Annotated in this window: 11 protein-coding genes; 10 read left to right on the forward strand and 1 reads right to left on the reverse strand. The window is 67.0% G+C overall.

Translation table 11 applies throughout. The features are described from left to right. The first annotated feature begins 15 nt into the window (after nt 1–15). The gene (locus AC07RV_RS18090) at nt 16–1,863 is read left to right on the forward strand and encodes a type IV secretory system conjugative DNA transfer family protein (protein WP_492713864.1); all 1,848 of its coding nucleotides are present in this window, start codon (nt 16–18) and stop codon (nt 1,861–1,863) included. An 84-nt stretch (nt 1,864–1,947) separates the two neighbouring features. Here the strand turns inward: AC07RV_RS18090 and AC07RV_RS18095 are convergent, their stop codons facing one another. Then, entirely contained in the window at nt 1,948–2,541 is a 594-nt protein-coding gene (locus tag AC07RV_RS18095; RefSeq protein WP_492713866.1) for a hypothetical protein, read from the reverse strand. A 159-nt stretch (nt 2,542–2,700) separates the two neighbouring features. Between AC07RV_RS18095 and AC07RV_RS18100 the strand changes: the two genes are divergently transcribed. From AC07RV_RS18100 to AC07RV_RS18140, 9 genes are all read left to right on the forward strand, one after another. Continuing rightward, the gene (locus AC07RV_RS18100) at nt 2,701–3,468 is read left to right on the forward strand and encodes a TraX family protein (protein ID WP_492713868.1); all 768 of its coding nucleotides are present in this window, start codon (nt 2,701–2,703) and stop codon (nt 3,466–3,468) included. A gap of 205 nt (nt 3,469–3,673) precedes the next feature. Continuing rightward, nucleotides 3,674–4,423, forward strand: coding sequence for an isochorismatase family protein (locus AC07RV_RS18105; RefSeq protein WP_492713870.1), 750 nt, complete (start codon nt 3,674–3,676; stop codon nt 4,421–4,423). Nucleotides 4,424–4,629: 206 nt separating this feature from the next. Beyond that, complete coding sequence (locus AC07RV_RS18110; RefSeq protein WP_492713872.1) at nt 4,630–6,243, forward strand: ABC transporter substrate-binding protein; 1,614 nt, start codon at nt 4,630–4,632, stop codon at nt 6,241–6,243. Nucleotides 6,244–6,258: 15 nt separating this feature from the next. Further along, the gene (locus AC07RV_RS18115) at nt 6,259–7,215 is read left to right on the forward strand and encodes an ABC transporter permease (protein ID WP_492713874.1); all 957 of its coding nucleotides are present in this window, start codon (nt 6,259–6,261) and stop codon (nt 7,213–7,215) included. A gap of 3 nt (nt 7,216–7,218) precedes the next feature. Then, entirely contained in the window at nt 7,219–8,145 is a 927-nt protein-coding gene (locus AC07RV_RS18120) for an ABC transporter permease (RefSeq protein WP_492713876.1), read from the forward strand. Beyond that, nucleotides 8,142–9,215: an ABC transporter ATP-binding protein gene (locus AC07RV_RS18125; protein WP_492713878.1), complete on the forward strand. Its 1,074-nt coding sequence runs from the start codon at nt 8,142–8,144 to the stop codon at nt 9,213–9,215. Before AC07RV_RS18120 ends, AC07RV_RS18125 begins: the two co-directional genes overlap by 4 nt. Nucleotides 9,216–9,223: 8 nt before the next feature. Then, a complete protein-coding gene (locus AC07RV_RS18130; protein WP_492713880.1) occupies nt 9,224–10,222 on the forward strand; it encodes an ABC transporter ATP-binding protein in 999 nt (332 codons plus the stop codon). Between the two features lie 955 nt (nt 10,223–11,177). After that, entirely contained in the window at nt 11,178–13,268 is a 2,091-nt protein-coding gene (locus tag AC07RV_RS18135; RefSeq protein WP_492713882.1) for a carboxypeptidase regulatory-like domain-containing protein, read from the forward strand. Nucleotides 13,269–13,480: 212 nt separating this feature from the next. Further along, nucleotides 13,481–14,575, forward strand: coding sequence for a helix-turn-helix transcriptional regulator (locus AC07RV_RS18140; protein ID WP_492713884.1), 1,095 nt, complete (start codon nt 13,481–13,483; stop codon nt 14,573–14,575). The last annotated feature ends 28 nt before the right edge of the window (nt 14,576–14,603 follow it).

Raw genomic sequence — 14,603 nt, forward strand, 5'->3', positions numbered from 1 at the left:
AGGATCGCGGGCGCCTTGCTCGTTGCCGCCGTGGTCGGTCTGTGGGCTGCCGGCTACGCCTTCTTGATGCTCATGAAGCTGCCGCCCCAGAGCGCCACGCTGTCGACGATCGTTGACTATTGGCTTGTCTACGGTGATCGACCCGATGTTCGTCGATCGCTGCTGGCCGCTTTGGTGGGAGCACAAGGGATCACGCTCGGTGGCGTCGCCATCGCGATGGTCCCACGCCGACGCGCGCTGCATGGCGAGGCCCGCTTCGCCACGCACCGCGAGATCCGAAAGGCCGGGCTGCTCGCAGACAACGGCATCGTTCTCGGGCGCCTGGGCGCGCGCTACCTCGTGCTCGCCGGTCAGCAAGGCGCCGAGGTCGAAGCACCTCCTCGCAGCGGCAAGGGCGTGGGCGTGGTGGTGCCCAACCTGCTGAACTGGCCCGGTTCCACCATCGTGAGCGACGTGAAGGGAGAGAACTTCATGCGCACGGCGGGATTCCGGCTCTCCAAGGGTCAGGAAGTGCACCTGTTCGATCCCCTGTCCGAGCAGGAGCGCTCCTCGCGCTGGAATCCGCTGGGCTATGTGTCGCAAACGCCTTACCGCTGCATCGACGACCTGCAGCGCATCGGAACGATGCTGTTCCCGGATCCCCTGGCGGGCGATCCCTTCTGGACCTCGTCCGCGCGATCGCTGTTCCTTGGGATCGCGCTGTACCTGTTCGAGACACCCGGGGCGACACGCACCTTGGGTGAAGTCCTGCGCCAAGGCATGGCGAGCGACGCGGAGGGCTTCCAGAAACACTGGAAGCGCGTCATCGAATCGTGCGAGCGCGCCGGCTACCCGCTGTCGCAGGAGGCTGTGCGCAGTCTCTACGACGTCATCGACCTCGCGCCAACGACCGCCTCGAGCATCCGCAAGACCTTCACGAGTCGACTTGATCTGTGGCTCAACCCCATGATCGACGCGGCCACTTCGGCCAACGACTTCGATCTTCGCGACCTGCGCAAGCGTCCGATCTCGATCTATGTGCAGATCAACCCAGACAACATCGCGCGTCTGCAGCCCTTGCTCAACCTGTTCTTCCAGCAGGCCATCGGTTTGCAGACGCGTGAACTGCCCGAGAGCAACCCGGCCCTGAAGCACCAGCTGCTGCTCATGCTCGACGAGTTCCCCGCGCTCGGGCGCATTCCGGTGATCGCGGAATCCACGGCGTTCCTGCCCGGCTACAACGTGCGCACCGTGGTGATCGTCCAGTCCAACTCGCAGCTGATCGAGAAGTACGGCGTGGAGGGTGCCAAATCGATTCGCAAGATGCTCGCCGCGCGCATCGTTTTTCCGCCGAAAGAGTATGAAGATGCCGAGGCCATCTCGCGCGAACTCGGCACCTACACGGTCCGCCAAAAGAGCGTCAGTCGGCCGATATGGGGCGGCTCAGGCACATCGGGCAGCGTCAGCATCAGCGAACAGCCGCGCCGGCTGCTGCTGCCCCAGGAAGTCAAGGAGCTCGACCCGGCGCGCATGATCCTTTTCTACGAAGGACTCAGGCCCGTCCTCGCTCACCGCATCATCTACTTCAAGGACAAATCCTTTGCTCGGCGGGAAATCGCCCCGCCCGAAGTCCCGAAGCTTGTGATGGCCGCGCCTGCGCCACCGGCAGGAGCGAGCGCTGCGACTTCGACGACACCCGCCACGAGCACGGGCCATGCGTTGGCGAAGGATGAGCTGCAGATAGCCCATGCCGTGCTCGACGGCAGTTTGGATCTGAAGGACTTCTCTTTCGACTTCGACGACGTCGACATCCCCACCGAATCACTCAGTGAGGCGGAAATGAAATGCCGCACCGACGAGTTCATGGCCCGCCTGCTGGTCTGAGCGGTCCGGTCCAACCAAAGCCATCGCATGCACTCCACATCCAACGTCGACCCACTCGACGGGCCGCCGCCAGGGGCCGCGCCTTCACCGCCATCGGGGTCCGATCCACAGGGGACCGTCAGCACGAGGCGTCCACTCGGGCGTCACGCGCCGGTGCGCGGCGTGTTGCTGGAGGCCGCCGCGGCGCCCTATCCATTCGATCCGGCAGCGCGACGCTCGTTTTACGTGACCCTGCGCACGGAGGTTGGAAAACGCAGGCTTTGGGGCGCCGGCCTGGAAGCGGCTCTCCAGCGAGCGGTATCCCAGCCACGCATCGGAGACGAGGTCGTCGTCTTGCCCCTGGGCACGAAACCCGTCCGGCTTCGCGTTCCCGCCCAGGATGGCCATGCAGACGCTATCGGCGAAGAGCGGGTGCTTGCGCAGCGGCGCCAATGGCGTATCGAGACGCAAGACCATATGCACATGCTCGCGCAAGAGGCCCAGCAGCTGCGGGCCGATCGAACGCCGTCGCCAGGGACGATGCAGCGCGACCCCCGTCTGACATACGCCATGGCCGGACTGCGACTGGCCGCGCAGTACGCCCAGCGCCTCACTGCCGATCCGCGCTCTCAGCAGCAGTTGCTCGCATCCATTCGCCATCGCATCGCCGACGCGCTCGCCGATGGACTGGACATCCATCTCCCAGACAGGCGGGTGGCGATGGCGCGAGCGCCCATCCTGCCAGGACCGGGACGCGCTGCCGAGTGGGACAGACATGCCCATGAGCGGCCGTGAATTCGCAAGGCAGAGGCGCGCCCCCTCCGGCTGGCCCGGCAGGCTCGCCCCGTACATTGCCTGATGACCATGCGTCGTGATGCTCGCACCAAGACCTCGATGCCCACGACACGTGGGGACGGCACCGGCGAAGCGGCGGCCAGCGGCCGCTGGCACCTGGCGGACGGATCGCTCGAGGCGCTCAAGTGGCTCGCGCTGGCATTGATGGTGGGGGACCACGTCAACAAGTACCTTCTGGGCGGGCAGGTCGCGACGCTCTACCTGCTCGGTCGCATGGCGATGCCGCTCTTTGGCTTTGTGCTCATGTACAACCTCGCGCGCCCTCGCATGGAGGCCGCGAGTGTTCATCGACGTGTAGTGAAGCGGCTTGCGGCCTTCAGTGTGCTCGCGACGCCTGCGTTCGTGCTGCTTGTCGGATGGTGGCCACTGAACATCATGGCGACGTTGCTCGTCGCGACTCTGATCGCCTGGCTGCTGGAACTCCGGACCGTTGGCCATCGATGTCTGGCACTGGTCACCTTTGTGGTTGGTGGCACGGTGGTTGAATTCTGGTGGCCGGGACTGCTGTGCTGCCTGGGCGCGCGCTCCTTCATTCGCCGCCCGCGCTTCAGGACCGCAGCTGCATGGCTGCTTGCGACCGCGTCCCTGTGGCTCGTCAACGGCAACTTCGCTGCCCTCGCCGCGCTGCCCTTGATCTGGGGGGTCAGCCGCATCCATGTCCCCCTTGAACGGTGGCGATGGGTCTTCTATGTCTTCTACCCCGCACACCTGCTCGTCCTTGCCCTTGTGCTGCACCTCGCCGGCATCCCGCACGGTGCTTTGAATCCATAGCGGTGTCGATCGCGCGCACAGCGCGGCGCACAAGTGTCGTCGCTGCACACATGGCAAGGGCAGCCACCACACACCTCGTACGCTGGCACGCAGACGTGCTTTCAGAGGGAAATCGGGATGTGATCTCGCACTGCGCACGAGCGCGGCGACCGGGGCACGACGTTTGCAGAACGAGTGACTCTCAACACCACCTGGAGCCTCGAACATGCAAGAACGTCCATGGGACAAGTTTCTCACCACGCGCGACAAGGAGGTCTTCACCACCTCCGGTTTCGGCGCGAGAGGCGGCTTCGGCAAGCGGCCGGCGCTGCTGGTCATCGACGTGAGCTACGCCTTCTGCGACGAGAAGCCGGTGCCGATCCTCGAATCGATACGCAACTGGCACACCTCCTGCGGCGAGGACGCCTGGCTCGCGATCCCGCACATCCGCGCCCTGATCGACAAGAGCCGCGAACGCGGCGTGCCGGTGATCTACACCACCGGCGTGCGCCGCGCCGACAGCTGGGACGGCGGCAGCTGGCGCTGGAAGGATGCGCGCCTGAGCGACGACGGCGAGCAGATCGCGAAATCCTCGCGCGGTGCCAACGAGATCGTCGCCGAGATCGCGCCGGGGCCGCGCGACCTCGTGGTCCTCAAGCAGAAGCCCTCGGGCTTCTTCGGCACCAACCTCGCGAGCTATCTCACCTTGCTGGGCTGCGACAGCGTGATCGTGACCGGCACCACTACTTCGGGCTGCGTGCGCGCGACGGTGATCGACGCCTTCAGCCTCAACTACCGCGTGGCGGTGGCGGAGGACGGCTGCTTCGACCGCGCGCAGGCCAGCCACGCGATCAACCTGTGCGACATGCACGCGAAGTACGCGGACGTGGTGAAGACCGCGGAGCTGCTGGACTACCTCGGCACCTTGCCCGCCGGCCAGTTCGAACTGCCCGACGGGCAGCCCGCGATGGCCTGAGGGTTCCGGGTGTCCGGCTGTACGCGCGCGCGACAGCCGAGGCGCCCGATCTGTCTGCGCGGCAGACAGACCCGGCCGCCACCGGGCGCCGCGCGGCCTGGGTTCCGCTGGCACGGAACCTGCCCCTTGGCATCACCACCCGCCCCGCGAGACACGGCCGCCGAGCCGATGCCAGCGGGGTCGCATCGAATCGTAGAGGAGCACATATGAGATCGAGAACTCGCGCTTTCGCGTCGCGGCTGCTGGCCGCATCCCTGTTCGCGGCGGGCCTGCTGCCGCTGTCGGCGCTGGCCGAGAAGGTCCTGCGCGTCGGCATGACCGTGGCCGACATCCCGCTGACCACCGGACAGCCGAGCCAGGGCACCGAGGGGCTGCGCTTCATGGGCGGCACGGTCTACGACTCGCTCGTGAGCTGGGACCTGTCGAGCGCGGACAAGACGGCGGTGCTGCGGCCCGCGCTGGCCGAGAGCTGGTCGGTCTCGGCCACCGACAAGACGCTGTGGACCTTCAAGCTGCGCCGCGGCGTCAAGTTCCACGACGGTTCCGAGTTCAACGCCGACGCGGTGGTCTGGAACCTCGAGAAGCTGATGAAGCGCGACGCGCCGCAGTTCGACCAGGCCCAGTCGACCCAGGGCTCGCAGTACTACAGCGCGATCAGCGGCTGGGCCAAGGTCGACGACCACACGGTGCAGATCCGCACCGCCAAGCCCGATGCGGTGCTGCCCTACAACCTGGTCAACATCTTCTTCTCGAGCCCGAAGCGCTGGGCCGAGGTGGGCAAGGACTGGAACAAGTTCGCCGCCCAGCCCTCGGGCACCGGCCCGTGGATCCTGCAGAAGCTGGTGCCGCGCGAGCGCGCCGAGCTGGTCCGCAACGCGCAGTACTGGGACGCGGCGCGGGTGCCGAAATCCGACCGCCTGGTGCTGCTGCCGATGCCCGATCCGAACACGCGCGTGGCCGCGCTGCTGTCGCGCCAGGTCGACTGGGTGGAAGCGCCGCCGCCCGACGCGGTGCCACGGCTGCGGCAGGCCGGCATGCAGATCGTGACCAACAAGTACCCGCACGTCTGGGCCTACCAGATCAGCCTGCTCGACGACTCGCCGCTGAAGGACGTGCGCGTGCGCAAGGCCGCCAACCTCGCGATCGATCGCGAGGGCATGGTGAAGCTGCTGGGCGGGCTCGCGCTGCCGGCCAAGGGCATGGTCACGCCGGGCCATCCGTGGTTCGGCAGCCCGGCCTTCGACATCAAGTACGACCCGGCCGCCGCCACCAGGCTGCTGGCCGAGGCGGGCTACAGCAAGAGCAACCCGGCGCGTATCAAGATCGTGATCGCGCCCTCGGGCTCGGGCCAGATGCAGCCGCTGTCGATGAACGAGCTGATCAAGGAGAACTACAAGCAGGTCGGCATCGACCTCGAGTTCGAGGTGATGGACTGGGAAGCGCTGCGCGCGCGCCGCCGCGCCGGCGCCTGGGCACCCGAGAACAAGGGCCGCCATGGCGTCAACAACAGCTGGGGCTTCTGGGACCCGGACATCGCGCTGATCAAGACCGCGGCCTCGTTCGAGCCGGTGCCCACGGGCTACAACTGGGGCCGCTTCAACGACCCGAAGGCCGACGAGCTGGTGACGCGCGCGCGCACCACCTTCGATCCGAAGGAGCAGGACCGCATCCTGGCCGAGCTGCATGCGCGCATCGTCGACCAGGCGATGTGGATCTGGGTCGTGCACGACGTGAACCCGCGCGCGCTGTCGCCGCGCGTCAAGGGCTTCGTGCAGGCACAGAGCTGGATCCAGGACCTGACGCCGGTCGTGGTGGACTGAGCGCCGGGCACCGCCATGTTCGTCTACTTCCTGCGCCGCCTGCTCTACACCGTGCCGATCGCGATCGGCGTGTCGCTGTTCTGCTTCGCGCTGATCCACCTGGCACCGGGCGATCCGCTGAGCGCGGTGCTGCCCGAGAGCGCCAGCCCGCAACTGGTGGCCGAGGTGCGCGCCGCCTACGGCTTCGATCGCTCGCTGCCCGAGCAATACCTGAAATGGCTGGGCCACGTGCTCACCGGCGACTTCGGCCAGTCGACGGTGACGCGCCGCCCGGTGCTCGACGAGGTGGCGCCCGCGGTGGTCAACACCTTCGCGCTCGCCGCGGCCGCCACGCTGCTGGGCATGTCGGCGGGCCTGCTGCTCGGGCTGGTGGCGGGCTTTCGCAGCGGCAGCACGCTCGACCGCGCGGTGACCACCGTGGCGGTCACCGGCGTGAGCATTCCGCACTACTGGCTCGGCATGGTGCTGGTGGTGGTGTTCTCGGTCAACCTGGGCCTGCTGCCCGCGATGGGCATGGGCTCGCAGGGCGCCGACACCACCTTCTCGCTGAGTGCCGACAGCCTGCGCGCTCTGGTGCTGCCCGCGATCGCGATGGCGGTGATCCCGGCCGGCATCGTGGCGCGCACGGTGCGCAGCACGGTCGCCGAGGTGTGCAAGCGCGAGTTCGTGCAGACGCTCCATGCCAAGGGGCTGCCGCCCTTCGGCGTGTTCGTGCACATCGTGAAGAACGCGGCGCCCACGGTGCTGGCCATCGCCGGCCTGCAGCTCGCGCAGCTGCTCGGCGGCTCGATCCTGGTGGAGACGGTGTTCTCGTGGCCGGGCACCGGCTTCCTGCTGAACACCGCCATCTTCACGCGCGACCTGCCGGTGCTGCAGGGAACCATCCTCGTGCTGTCGATGTTCTTCGTCTTCATCAACCTCGCCGTGGATCTGGTCCAGACGATGTTCGATCCGCGCATCAAGCGCAGCTGAGCCATGAACCGGATTCTTCCTCTTCGTCCCGCGGCCGTGCCATCGGCATCTGCCGTGCCCGCTCCCGCAGCCGCATCGCGGCGGCCGGTCTCGCGCAGCTTCTGGCAGCAGGTGGCGCGCCGGCTCGCGCGCGATCCGCTCACGCTGACCTGCCTGGCCGTGCTGCTGCTGGTGATCGCGCTGGCCGTGTTCGCGCCTTGGGTGGCGCCGCACGACCCCTTCGCCACCAGCATGACGCGGCGGCTGCTGCCGCCCGGCGATGCCAGCCACTGGCTCGGCACCGACGAGCTCGGCCGCGACCTGCTCTCGCGCCTGCTGCACGGCGGGCGCAACTCGCTGTTCATGGGCTTCATGCCGGTGCTGTTCGCCACGCTGATCGGCGCCACGCTCGGCATCGTGGCGGGCTACGCGGGCGGCGCGCTCAACATGGCGATCATGCGCGTGGTCGACGTGTTCTACGCGTTCCCCTCGGTGCTGCTGGCGGTCGCGATCTCGGGCGTGCTCGGCGCGGGCATGCTCAACAGCCTGGTGTCGCTCACGCTGATCTTCGTACCGCCGATCGCGCGCGTGGCCGAGAGCGTGACCACACAGGTGCGCTCGCAGGACTACGTGGACGCGGCGCGCGCCACCGGCGCTTCGGCGCTGCGCATCGTGCTCGGCCATGTGCTGAGCAACGTGCTCGGGCCGATCCTGATCTATGCCTCGAGCCTGGTCAGCGTCTCGATCGTGATCGCCTCCGGCCTGAGCTTCCTGGGCCTGGGCGTGGTGCCGCCCGAAGCCGAGTGGGGGCTGATGCTCAACACGCTGCGCCAGTCGATCTACGTCGCGCCGCTCAACGCGATCCTGCCGGGCGTGATGATCTTCCTGACCTCGATCTGTTCCAACCTCATCAGCGACGGCCTTCGCGCGGCCATGGACGTGCACGCATGAACTCCCTCCCGCACCCCACCCCCGCGGCCACCGACGCTCCGCCCGAGGCCGCGCCGCGCCCGGTCATCCTGCGCGTCGCGGGGCTGCGCAAGCATTTCCCGCTCAAGTCCGGCCTGCTCGGCCGCGTCACGGCCCACGTCAAGGCCGTGGACGGCATCGGCTTCGAGGTCCACGACGGCGAGACGCTCGGCATCGTCGGCGAATCGGGCTGCGGCAAGTCCACCTCGGCACGGCTGCTGATGCGCCTGATCGAACCCGACGAAGGCGTGGTCGAGGTCGACGGCCACGTGGCCGGCCACGCCACCAGCGCGGCCACGCGCGCGATGCGCAAGAAGATGCAGATGGTGTTCCAGGACAGCCATGCCTCGCTGAATCCGCGGCTGACCATCGAGGATTCGGTGATGTTCGGCCTCAAGGCCGCCGGCACGCCCACCGCCATGGCGCGCGAACGCGCGCGCGAGACGCTCGGGCTGGTCGGCCTCGCGCCCGACCTGTTCGCGCAGCGCTATCCGCACGAACTCTCGGGCGGCCAGCGCCAGCGCGTGAACATCGCGCGCGCGCTGGCACTGGGCCCGCGCGTGTTGATCCTCGACGAGGCCGTCTCGGCGCTCGACAAGTCGGTGGAGGCCCAGGTGCTCAACCTGCTGCAGGAGCTCCAGCGCCGGCTGCGCCTGACCTATCTCTTCATCTCGCACGACCTCAACGTGGTGCGCCACGTCAGCGACCGCGTGATGGTGATGTACCTCGGCAAGGTGATCGAGGTGGCGCCGGCCGGGCGGCTCTACGAGGCGCCACTGCACCCCTACACGCAGGGCCTGCTGGCCTCGCGGCTGTCGATGGACCCGCGCCGGCGCATCGAGAAGGCGCCGCTCGCGGGCGATCCGCCGAACCCGGTCGACCCGCCCTCGGGCTGCCGCTTCCGCACCCGCTGCGCGATCGCCGAGCCCGTGTGCGCGGCGGCCGAACCGCCGCTCGCCAGCGCCGAGGCGGGGCACGTGGTCGCCTGCAACGCCTGCACGGCGGGCTCGGGCCACAGCCTCGCCAGCCCTTCGAATCCGAATCGACCGTGAGCAGGACCATGCAATCCCACTCCTCTGCCCTCCCCTCCTCGGCCGACGCGCCGCTGGTCCAGGTACGCGACCTCACGGTGCGCTTCGTCTCGCGCGATCTCGACATCCCGGTGGTCGGCGGCGTCAGCTTCGACGTGCACCGCGGCCAGGTGCTCTGCCTGCTCGGCGAATCGGGTTCGGGCAAGAGCGTGACCCTGCGCGCGTTGATGCGGCTGTTCCCGCCGACGGCGCGCATCGGTGGCGAGATCCTCATCGACGGCATCCGCATCCTCGACCTGCCGGCCTCGCGGCTGCGCAGCGTGCGCGGCGGGCTGGTGTCGATGGTGTTCCAGGAACCGATGACGGCCTTCGACCCGGTGTTCCGCATCGGGCGCCAGATCGCCGAGACCGTGGCCTGCCACGACGGCGTCTCGGTGAAGGACGGCCATCGGCGTGCGCTGGAGCTGTTCGAGCTGGTGCAGATCCCGTCCGCGCAGCGGCGCCTCGAGGCCTACCCGCACGAGCTGTCGGGCGGGCTGCGCCAGCGCGCCATGATCGCGCTGGCGCTGGCCTGCCGCCCGCGGCTGCTGCTGGCCGACGAACCGACCACCGCGCTAGACGCCACCGTGCAGATCCAGATCCTGCTGCTGCTGCGCCAGCTGCAGCAGGAGCTCGGCATGGCCACCATCTTCGTCACCCACGACCTCGGCGTGGCCTGCGAAGTCGCCGACCGCATCGCCGTGATGTACGCGGGGCGCTTCGTCGAATCGGGCCCGGTGGCCGAGGTGATGGACGCGCCGCGCCATCCCTACACCCAGGGCCTGCTGCGCGCGACGGTGCATGGCGGCACCGGTGGCCGCCCGCTCGATTCGATTCCGGGTTCGGTGCCCGACCTCAACGACCTGCCGCCGGGCTGCGCCTTCGCGCCGCGCTGCGCCCGGGTGCAGCCGCGCTGCGCGATGGGCGTGCCGCCGAATCTCGAGGTGGGACGCGCGCACCTCGCGCGCTGCGTGCGGCTCGCGGCCTGAGGCGGCGCGAGGCGCCCCAGTTCGCCTTGGCCTGGCGTTCGGTCTCGGTTCGGTCGGCGACGCTCTCGCCGTGCGCATGCGTGCAAAGCACGACGGGCCGCGGTGGTGAATGCCTTACAGACGTGCTACAACTTCGGTCATGAAATCATGCATCTTGCATGTCGCTCGCGTGGAGCCGGAACTGCATGCTGGGCTCGAAGAGGTCCCGGGTGCGGACGAAACCATCAGCACCGTCGTGGCTGATACGGTGCGTCCAGCCGTCGACTTCCGCCGCGCCCCGACGGGGTTCTACGCGCGTGGGGAGGCCGCCTGGCAGGAATATCTACGAACTGGTGTTTCGCATCCTGTGGACGAAGTGCTTGATCGCATGCAGGCACGCATTGACGCGAGACGCCGCCAGTTGTAATCCCGCGATACCTGCCCGGGCCTGCTCCGTCAGGGACCTCCGCAGAGGCAGAAGTGACAGGTGCGCTACTTTTCATCGCAGTAGATTGGCTTGCCGATAAAGCTGTTGTGATGAGAAGACTCATCGAAATGGAAGAGCTGGGTGATTTGGGACCTTGATGACGATCCTTTGCTTTTTCAGCTTGCACCAAGCGGCGCTGTCTGTGTGAGCCAAGCCGACGCGATGGTGATCCGAAGTCTCGCGCTCTTGATCGAGCCGGAATTTGTCCTAGGGGACATCCGCAGCTTCGTCGGGTAGCTCAGGCGCGCGAGACCGTAGAGCTTGTTGCTTCGTGCGCCCCCGGGAGCCGCAAAGGCTGTCAGGTTCAAGACAAGCCAGTGCGTCGGTTCTGGCTGGCGATCCGCCATCGCACGCTCGGTGCGCAAACACCTCAGATGCGGTTTCGCCTTACTTAAAGTTGGTGATGCCGTCGCGCACGGTCTACGCAACACTGCCTTCGCAGGCGCCAGGGTCATCCTGGGCCGAGCCACATTTGCGAAGGAAGAGAACATGACAATATCGATGAGGAAGGCGGGGCCGCTGTCGTATCTGGCGATGGCCGTGTTGTTGGTCATGGCCGGCTGCGGGGGTGGAGGGGGCGGGGCTGGAGGCTTTCCTTGGCCGACGGGCGGGTCGACAGGGGAACCGCCGGCGCCGGCGCCGAACCCTTCCACCGGAACGACGCTGAGCGGCGTGGCAGCGACCGGAGCAGCCTTCGCCGGCGCGCAGATCACCGTCACCGATGCCAGCGGCACCATGGTCTGCTCGGCGCAGACCGATACCGGCGGCGCCTACACCTGCACGCTGCCAGCGACGGCCAAGGCACCGCTGGTGATTCGCGCGCTGCGCGACGACCAGGTGCTCTATAGCGCAGCGGTCCAGAGTTCGGGCATCGCCAATGTCACGCCGCTCACGAACATCGTGGTCACCCGGTTGTCTCCCGCGGGCAACCCTGCCCAGCTCGCGGGCGTGCTGTCTAGCCGGCCCGAGATCATCACGGCCGACAGCATCTCCCAGCAGATTGCGCAACTCAAGGCGGCCTTGCAGCCTGTGCTGGACAGTCTGGGCTTGGCCATCGGTCACCCGTTGTTCGACGCACTGGTGGCCGACGGCACAGGGCAGGACAGGCTGCTCGATGTGTTGAGCGTGAGCGTCCGACCCGAGGGCGGGGCGGCCAACATCGAGATCACGGTGAAGACGGCCGACGGGACGCCTGTCTCCGTCCAATTCCGAAGCAGCGACGGCAGCATTCCGCCGATCGGTGCGGGCGTGCAGGTCGCGGCTGTACCGCCTCCCGCACTGGTGGCGGACCTGCTCCGGCGATTCACCGATTGCTACGCCCTGCCGCTGACGCAGCGCGTCAGCACGGCGTCCAACGATGACACGGACGCGGTCGGCGGTCCGTCCGCAGTCGCGGCACCGACATGTCGGCAACTCTTCCTCGACGACGATCCATCCACCTTCTACAGCAATGGCACGAACGTGGGTCGTTCGTCCTCGAACGCGGGTGCGTACGCCAGCCTGTTTCGCGCGAGCGCGAAAGGACTTCGCTGGGAGCAGGGTAGCGTGGAATTCTTCCGCGCCAACGGAGACATGGTGCTGAGCTACCGCACGAGGGACCCTCAAGGGAACACTGCCTTCGATCTACTGGGCGCACGCCGTGTCGGCAACACGCTCAAGCTGGTCGGCAACGGCAACGCGTACCGGGCCACGGTACAGCCCTACGCGCAGCTTCGCGAGTTCCTGAACACGCCGGCATTTAACAACTACGGCACGGGATACGACATCACGATCCCGAATCTGACCGATGGCGAAGGCCAGCCCATCTTCGCCAAGGCAGTGGTCACGACGCCGTGGGGCACGCCGTTGACCTTCTTGCCGAGCGCAGGCTACTCGACACTGCGGTTCGCTCGGGCCGACGGCATCATCACCGGAAGCTCCGTCTACAGGCTGCGTGGCGAGTATCAAAACGCGGCGACGCCCGGCAATCCCGCAGCGAAAGAGACATCGCTCACTTATGCGCAACCGCAACTCGATGACGCACAAATCCGCGCGATCACCGACCAGGGCATCTGGACCGTGGAGTTCCACCACGCCGATGCGACGAAGCCGAACGTCATTCAGACCGCACGGACACTCTCGCGCACGCTGACGATGGCCGAGTTGCGGCAACAACCATTGGCACAGCTGTCAGACGGGTTGAGGGACTTCCTGACAACGAGCTCGGCAAGCGGTGGCTACCTGCTTGTTGCCAACCCGATCTGGGTCAACTTCAGTTCGCCGCCCGGCGACAAGGACGGCTGGTCGGTACCCGCCGGTGCGCCCGCGCCGACCCAACTGAATGTCTTCGGCACGGCGCCTTTTGGCAGCACCACACCGGGTACGAGCGGCGCGGGCTTCAACGACTCCGCCACTTTTCCGAGCAGCGCCCGCAGGGCCGTCGTGTACTGCTCACGACAGACCTCTGCAGACAGGCACTGCGACACCACCGATCCCACCATGTATGCGAAAAACACAACCTTCAACTCCTTCCTGCTGCAGGCGACAAACCAGAAGCAGGCGGAATTCAGCGCGGCCATCGCGCTGTACAAATTGCACTAGTCGCGTGCCGAATTTGAGTTCCCCGTAGCTGCTGCATACTCAATTTGAGTGATGTGGCCGCACGGTGAATGTTCAACACTCCCGGCAAGAAAGAGTCCTCCCCCTCCTTGCCAGCATTCCCTAAGGCTGGGGCCGCACGGATGGGGCAGGCCGGCCCTGGATGGACGAATCGATCTCCCAGGCGCATCATCGCTTGCCGGAGGAGAAGTCCCATGCGACAAGATGTCGACTTGATGCGTGCACTGGAGGCCGTTCGAGCCATCACCGATGTCCAGGTACCTTGGCGTGATGTCCTATCGACCGCGAACAGACTGGTGGAGAGCGATGCCGCGGTGATGATCGTTTATGACGGAGACGGCCTTGTCGACATGCAGAATTTCGGCGCGGACCTTGGTGCCATGCGCGACTACGCAGACCACTTTCACGCGCAGGACGTCATGACCCTGCCAGGTGTCGTGCGCGATCCCGGGACCTGGCTGGACACGCAAAAACTAATTCCGGAGCCGCTTCGGCAGCGCAACGCCTATTACGTGGACTTCATGTCCAGGCATCGGATGCGGCAGCTCTATTCCTACATGGTCGAGAACGGGCCGGGACGGCGCGTGAGTCTGGGTTTCCAGCGGGAGATCGCATCCGACACGCTGAGCGAGAGACTTCGAGGAGCGAGGATTTGCAGATATTCCAAAGCCTTGCAGGACGCCATGGCGTTGCGCAGGGCACGCGCCTTCTCCTGGCTGAGCGTCAGTGACGTGGCCTTCGATGCGCTGGATGAGGCAAGCTGTCTCGTGCACCGTAATGGTCTGCTCGTACATGCTTCGCCCAGGGCGCGAGCCTTGCTCGATGAGCGCAGGGGTCTGCTGCAGCGCAAAGGGCGTCTTGCCGCCACGGATGCGCGCCTGCAGGCCACGCTGGACGGTTGCTTAGCCGCGGCGTGTGCCGATGGCGTCGTTCGAACCATGGCCTTTCCCATGGCGGCGGGCGCGGGCGTGCTGAGCATCGACGTGACGAAGGCAAATCCCATCCTGCGGCTGGCGGCGGAGCCGCTGCTCTTCGTTCGAATGCGCCAAGAAGAGGAGCCGCTGCTCGCGAGCCCGGAGGCACTCGCCGGTGCGCTGAGCGTCACAGGCGCCGAGGCTGCAGTGCTTCACGCGCTGGCAAGCGGTATGAAGGCCGCTGACTACGCGGCGCGCCGGGGAATTTCGATCCACACGGTACGCAAGCAGATCGCCATGCTGATGGGAAAGCTCGACTGCAAGCGGCAGGTGGAACTTGTCAGGATGGCGATGAATGTGCGCGGCAGTTCATAGGGGACCGCGCAACGATGGCCGCCTCGGG

The sequence above is a fragment of the Variovorax sp. GW821-FHT09B01 genome (assembly GCF_059418345.1).

Coding starts and splice junctions, on each gene's coding strand:
- AC07RV_RS18095 (WP_492713866.1), bottom strand. CDS start 2,541: ATGGATGTCCAGTCCATCGGCGAGCGCGTCGGCGATGCGATGGCGAAT.
- AC07RV_RS18135 (WP_492713882.1), top strand. CDS start 11,178: ATGACAATATCGATGAGGAAGGCGGGGCCGCTGTCGTATCTGGCGATG.
- AC07RV_RS18110 (WP_492713872.1), top strand. CDS start 4,630: ATGAGATCGAGAACTCGCGCTTTCGCGTCGCGGCTGCTGGCCGCATCC.
- AC07RV_RS18100 (WP_492713868.1), top strand. CDS start 2,701: ATGACCATGCGTCGTGATGCTCGCACCAAGACCTCGATGCCCACGACA.
- AC07RV_RS18130 (WP_492713880.1), top strand. CDS start 9,224: ATGCAATCCCACTCCTCTGCCCTCCCCTCCTCGGCCGACGCGCCGCTG.
- AC07RV_RS18105 (WP_492713870.1), top strand. CDS start 3,674: ATGCAAGAACGTCCATGGGACAAGTTTCTCACCACGCGCGACAAGGAG.
- AC07RV_RS18125 (WP_492713878.1), top strand. CDS start 8,142: ATGAACTCCCTCCCGCACCCCACCCCCGCGGCCACCGACGCTCCGCCC.
- AC07RV_RS18120 (WP_492713876.1), top strand. CDS start 7,219: ATGAACCGGATTCTTCCTCTTCGTCCCGCGGCCGTGCCATCGGCATCT.
- AC07RV_RS18115 (WP_492713874.1), top strand. CDS start 6,259: ATGTTCGTCTACTTCCTGCGCCGCCTGCTCTACACCGTGCCGATCGCG.
- AC07RV_RS18140 (WP_492713884.1), top strand. CDS start 13,481: ATGCGACAAGATGTCGACTTGATGCGTGCACTGGAGGCCGTTCGAGCC.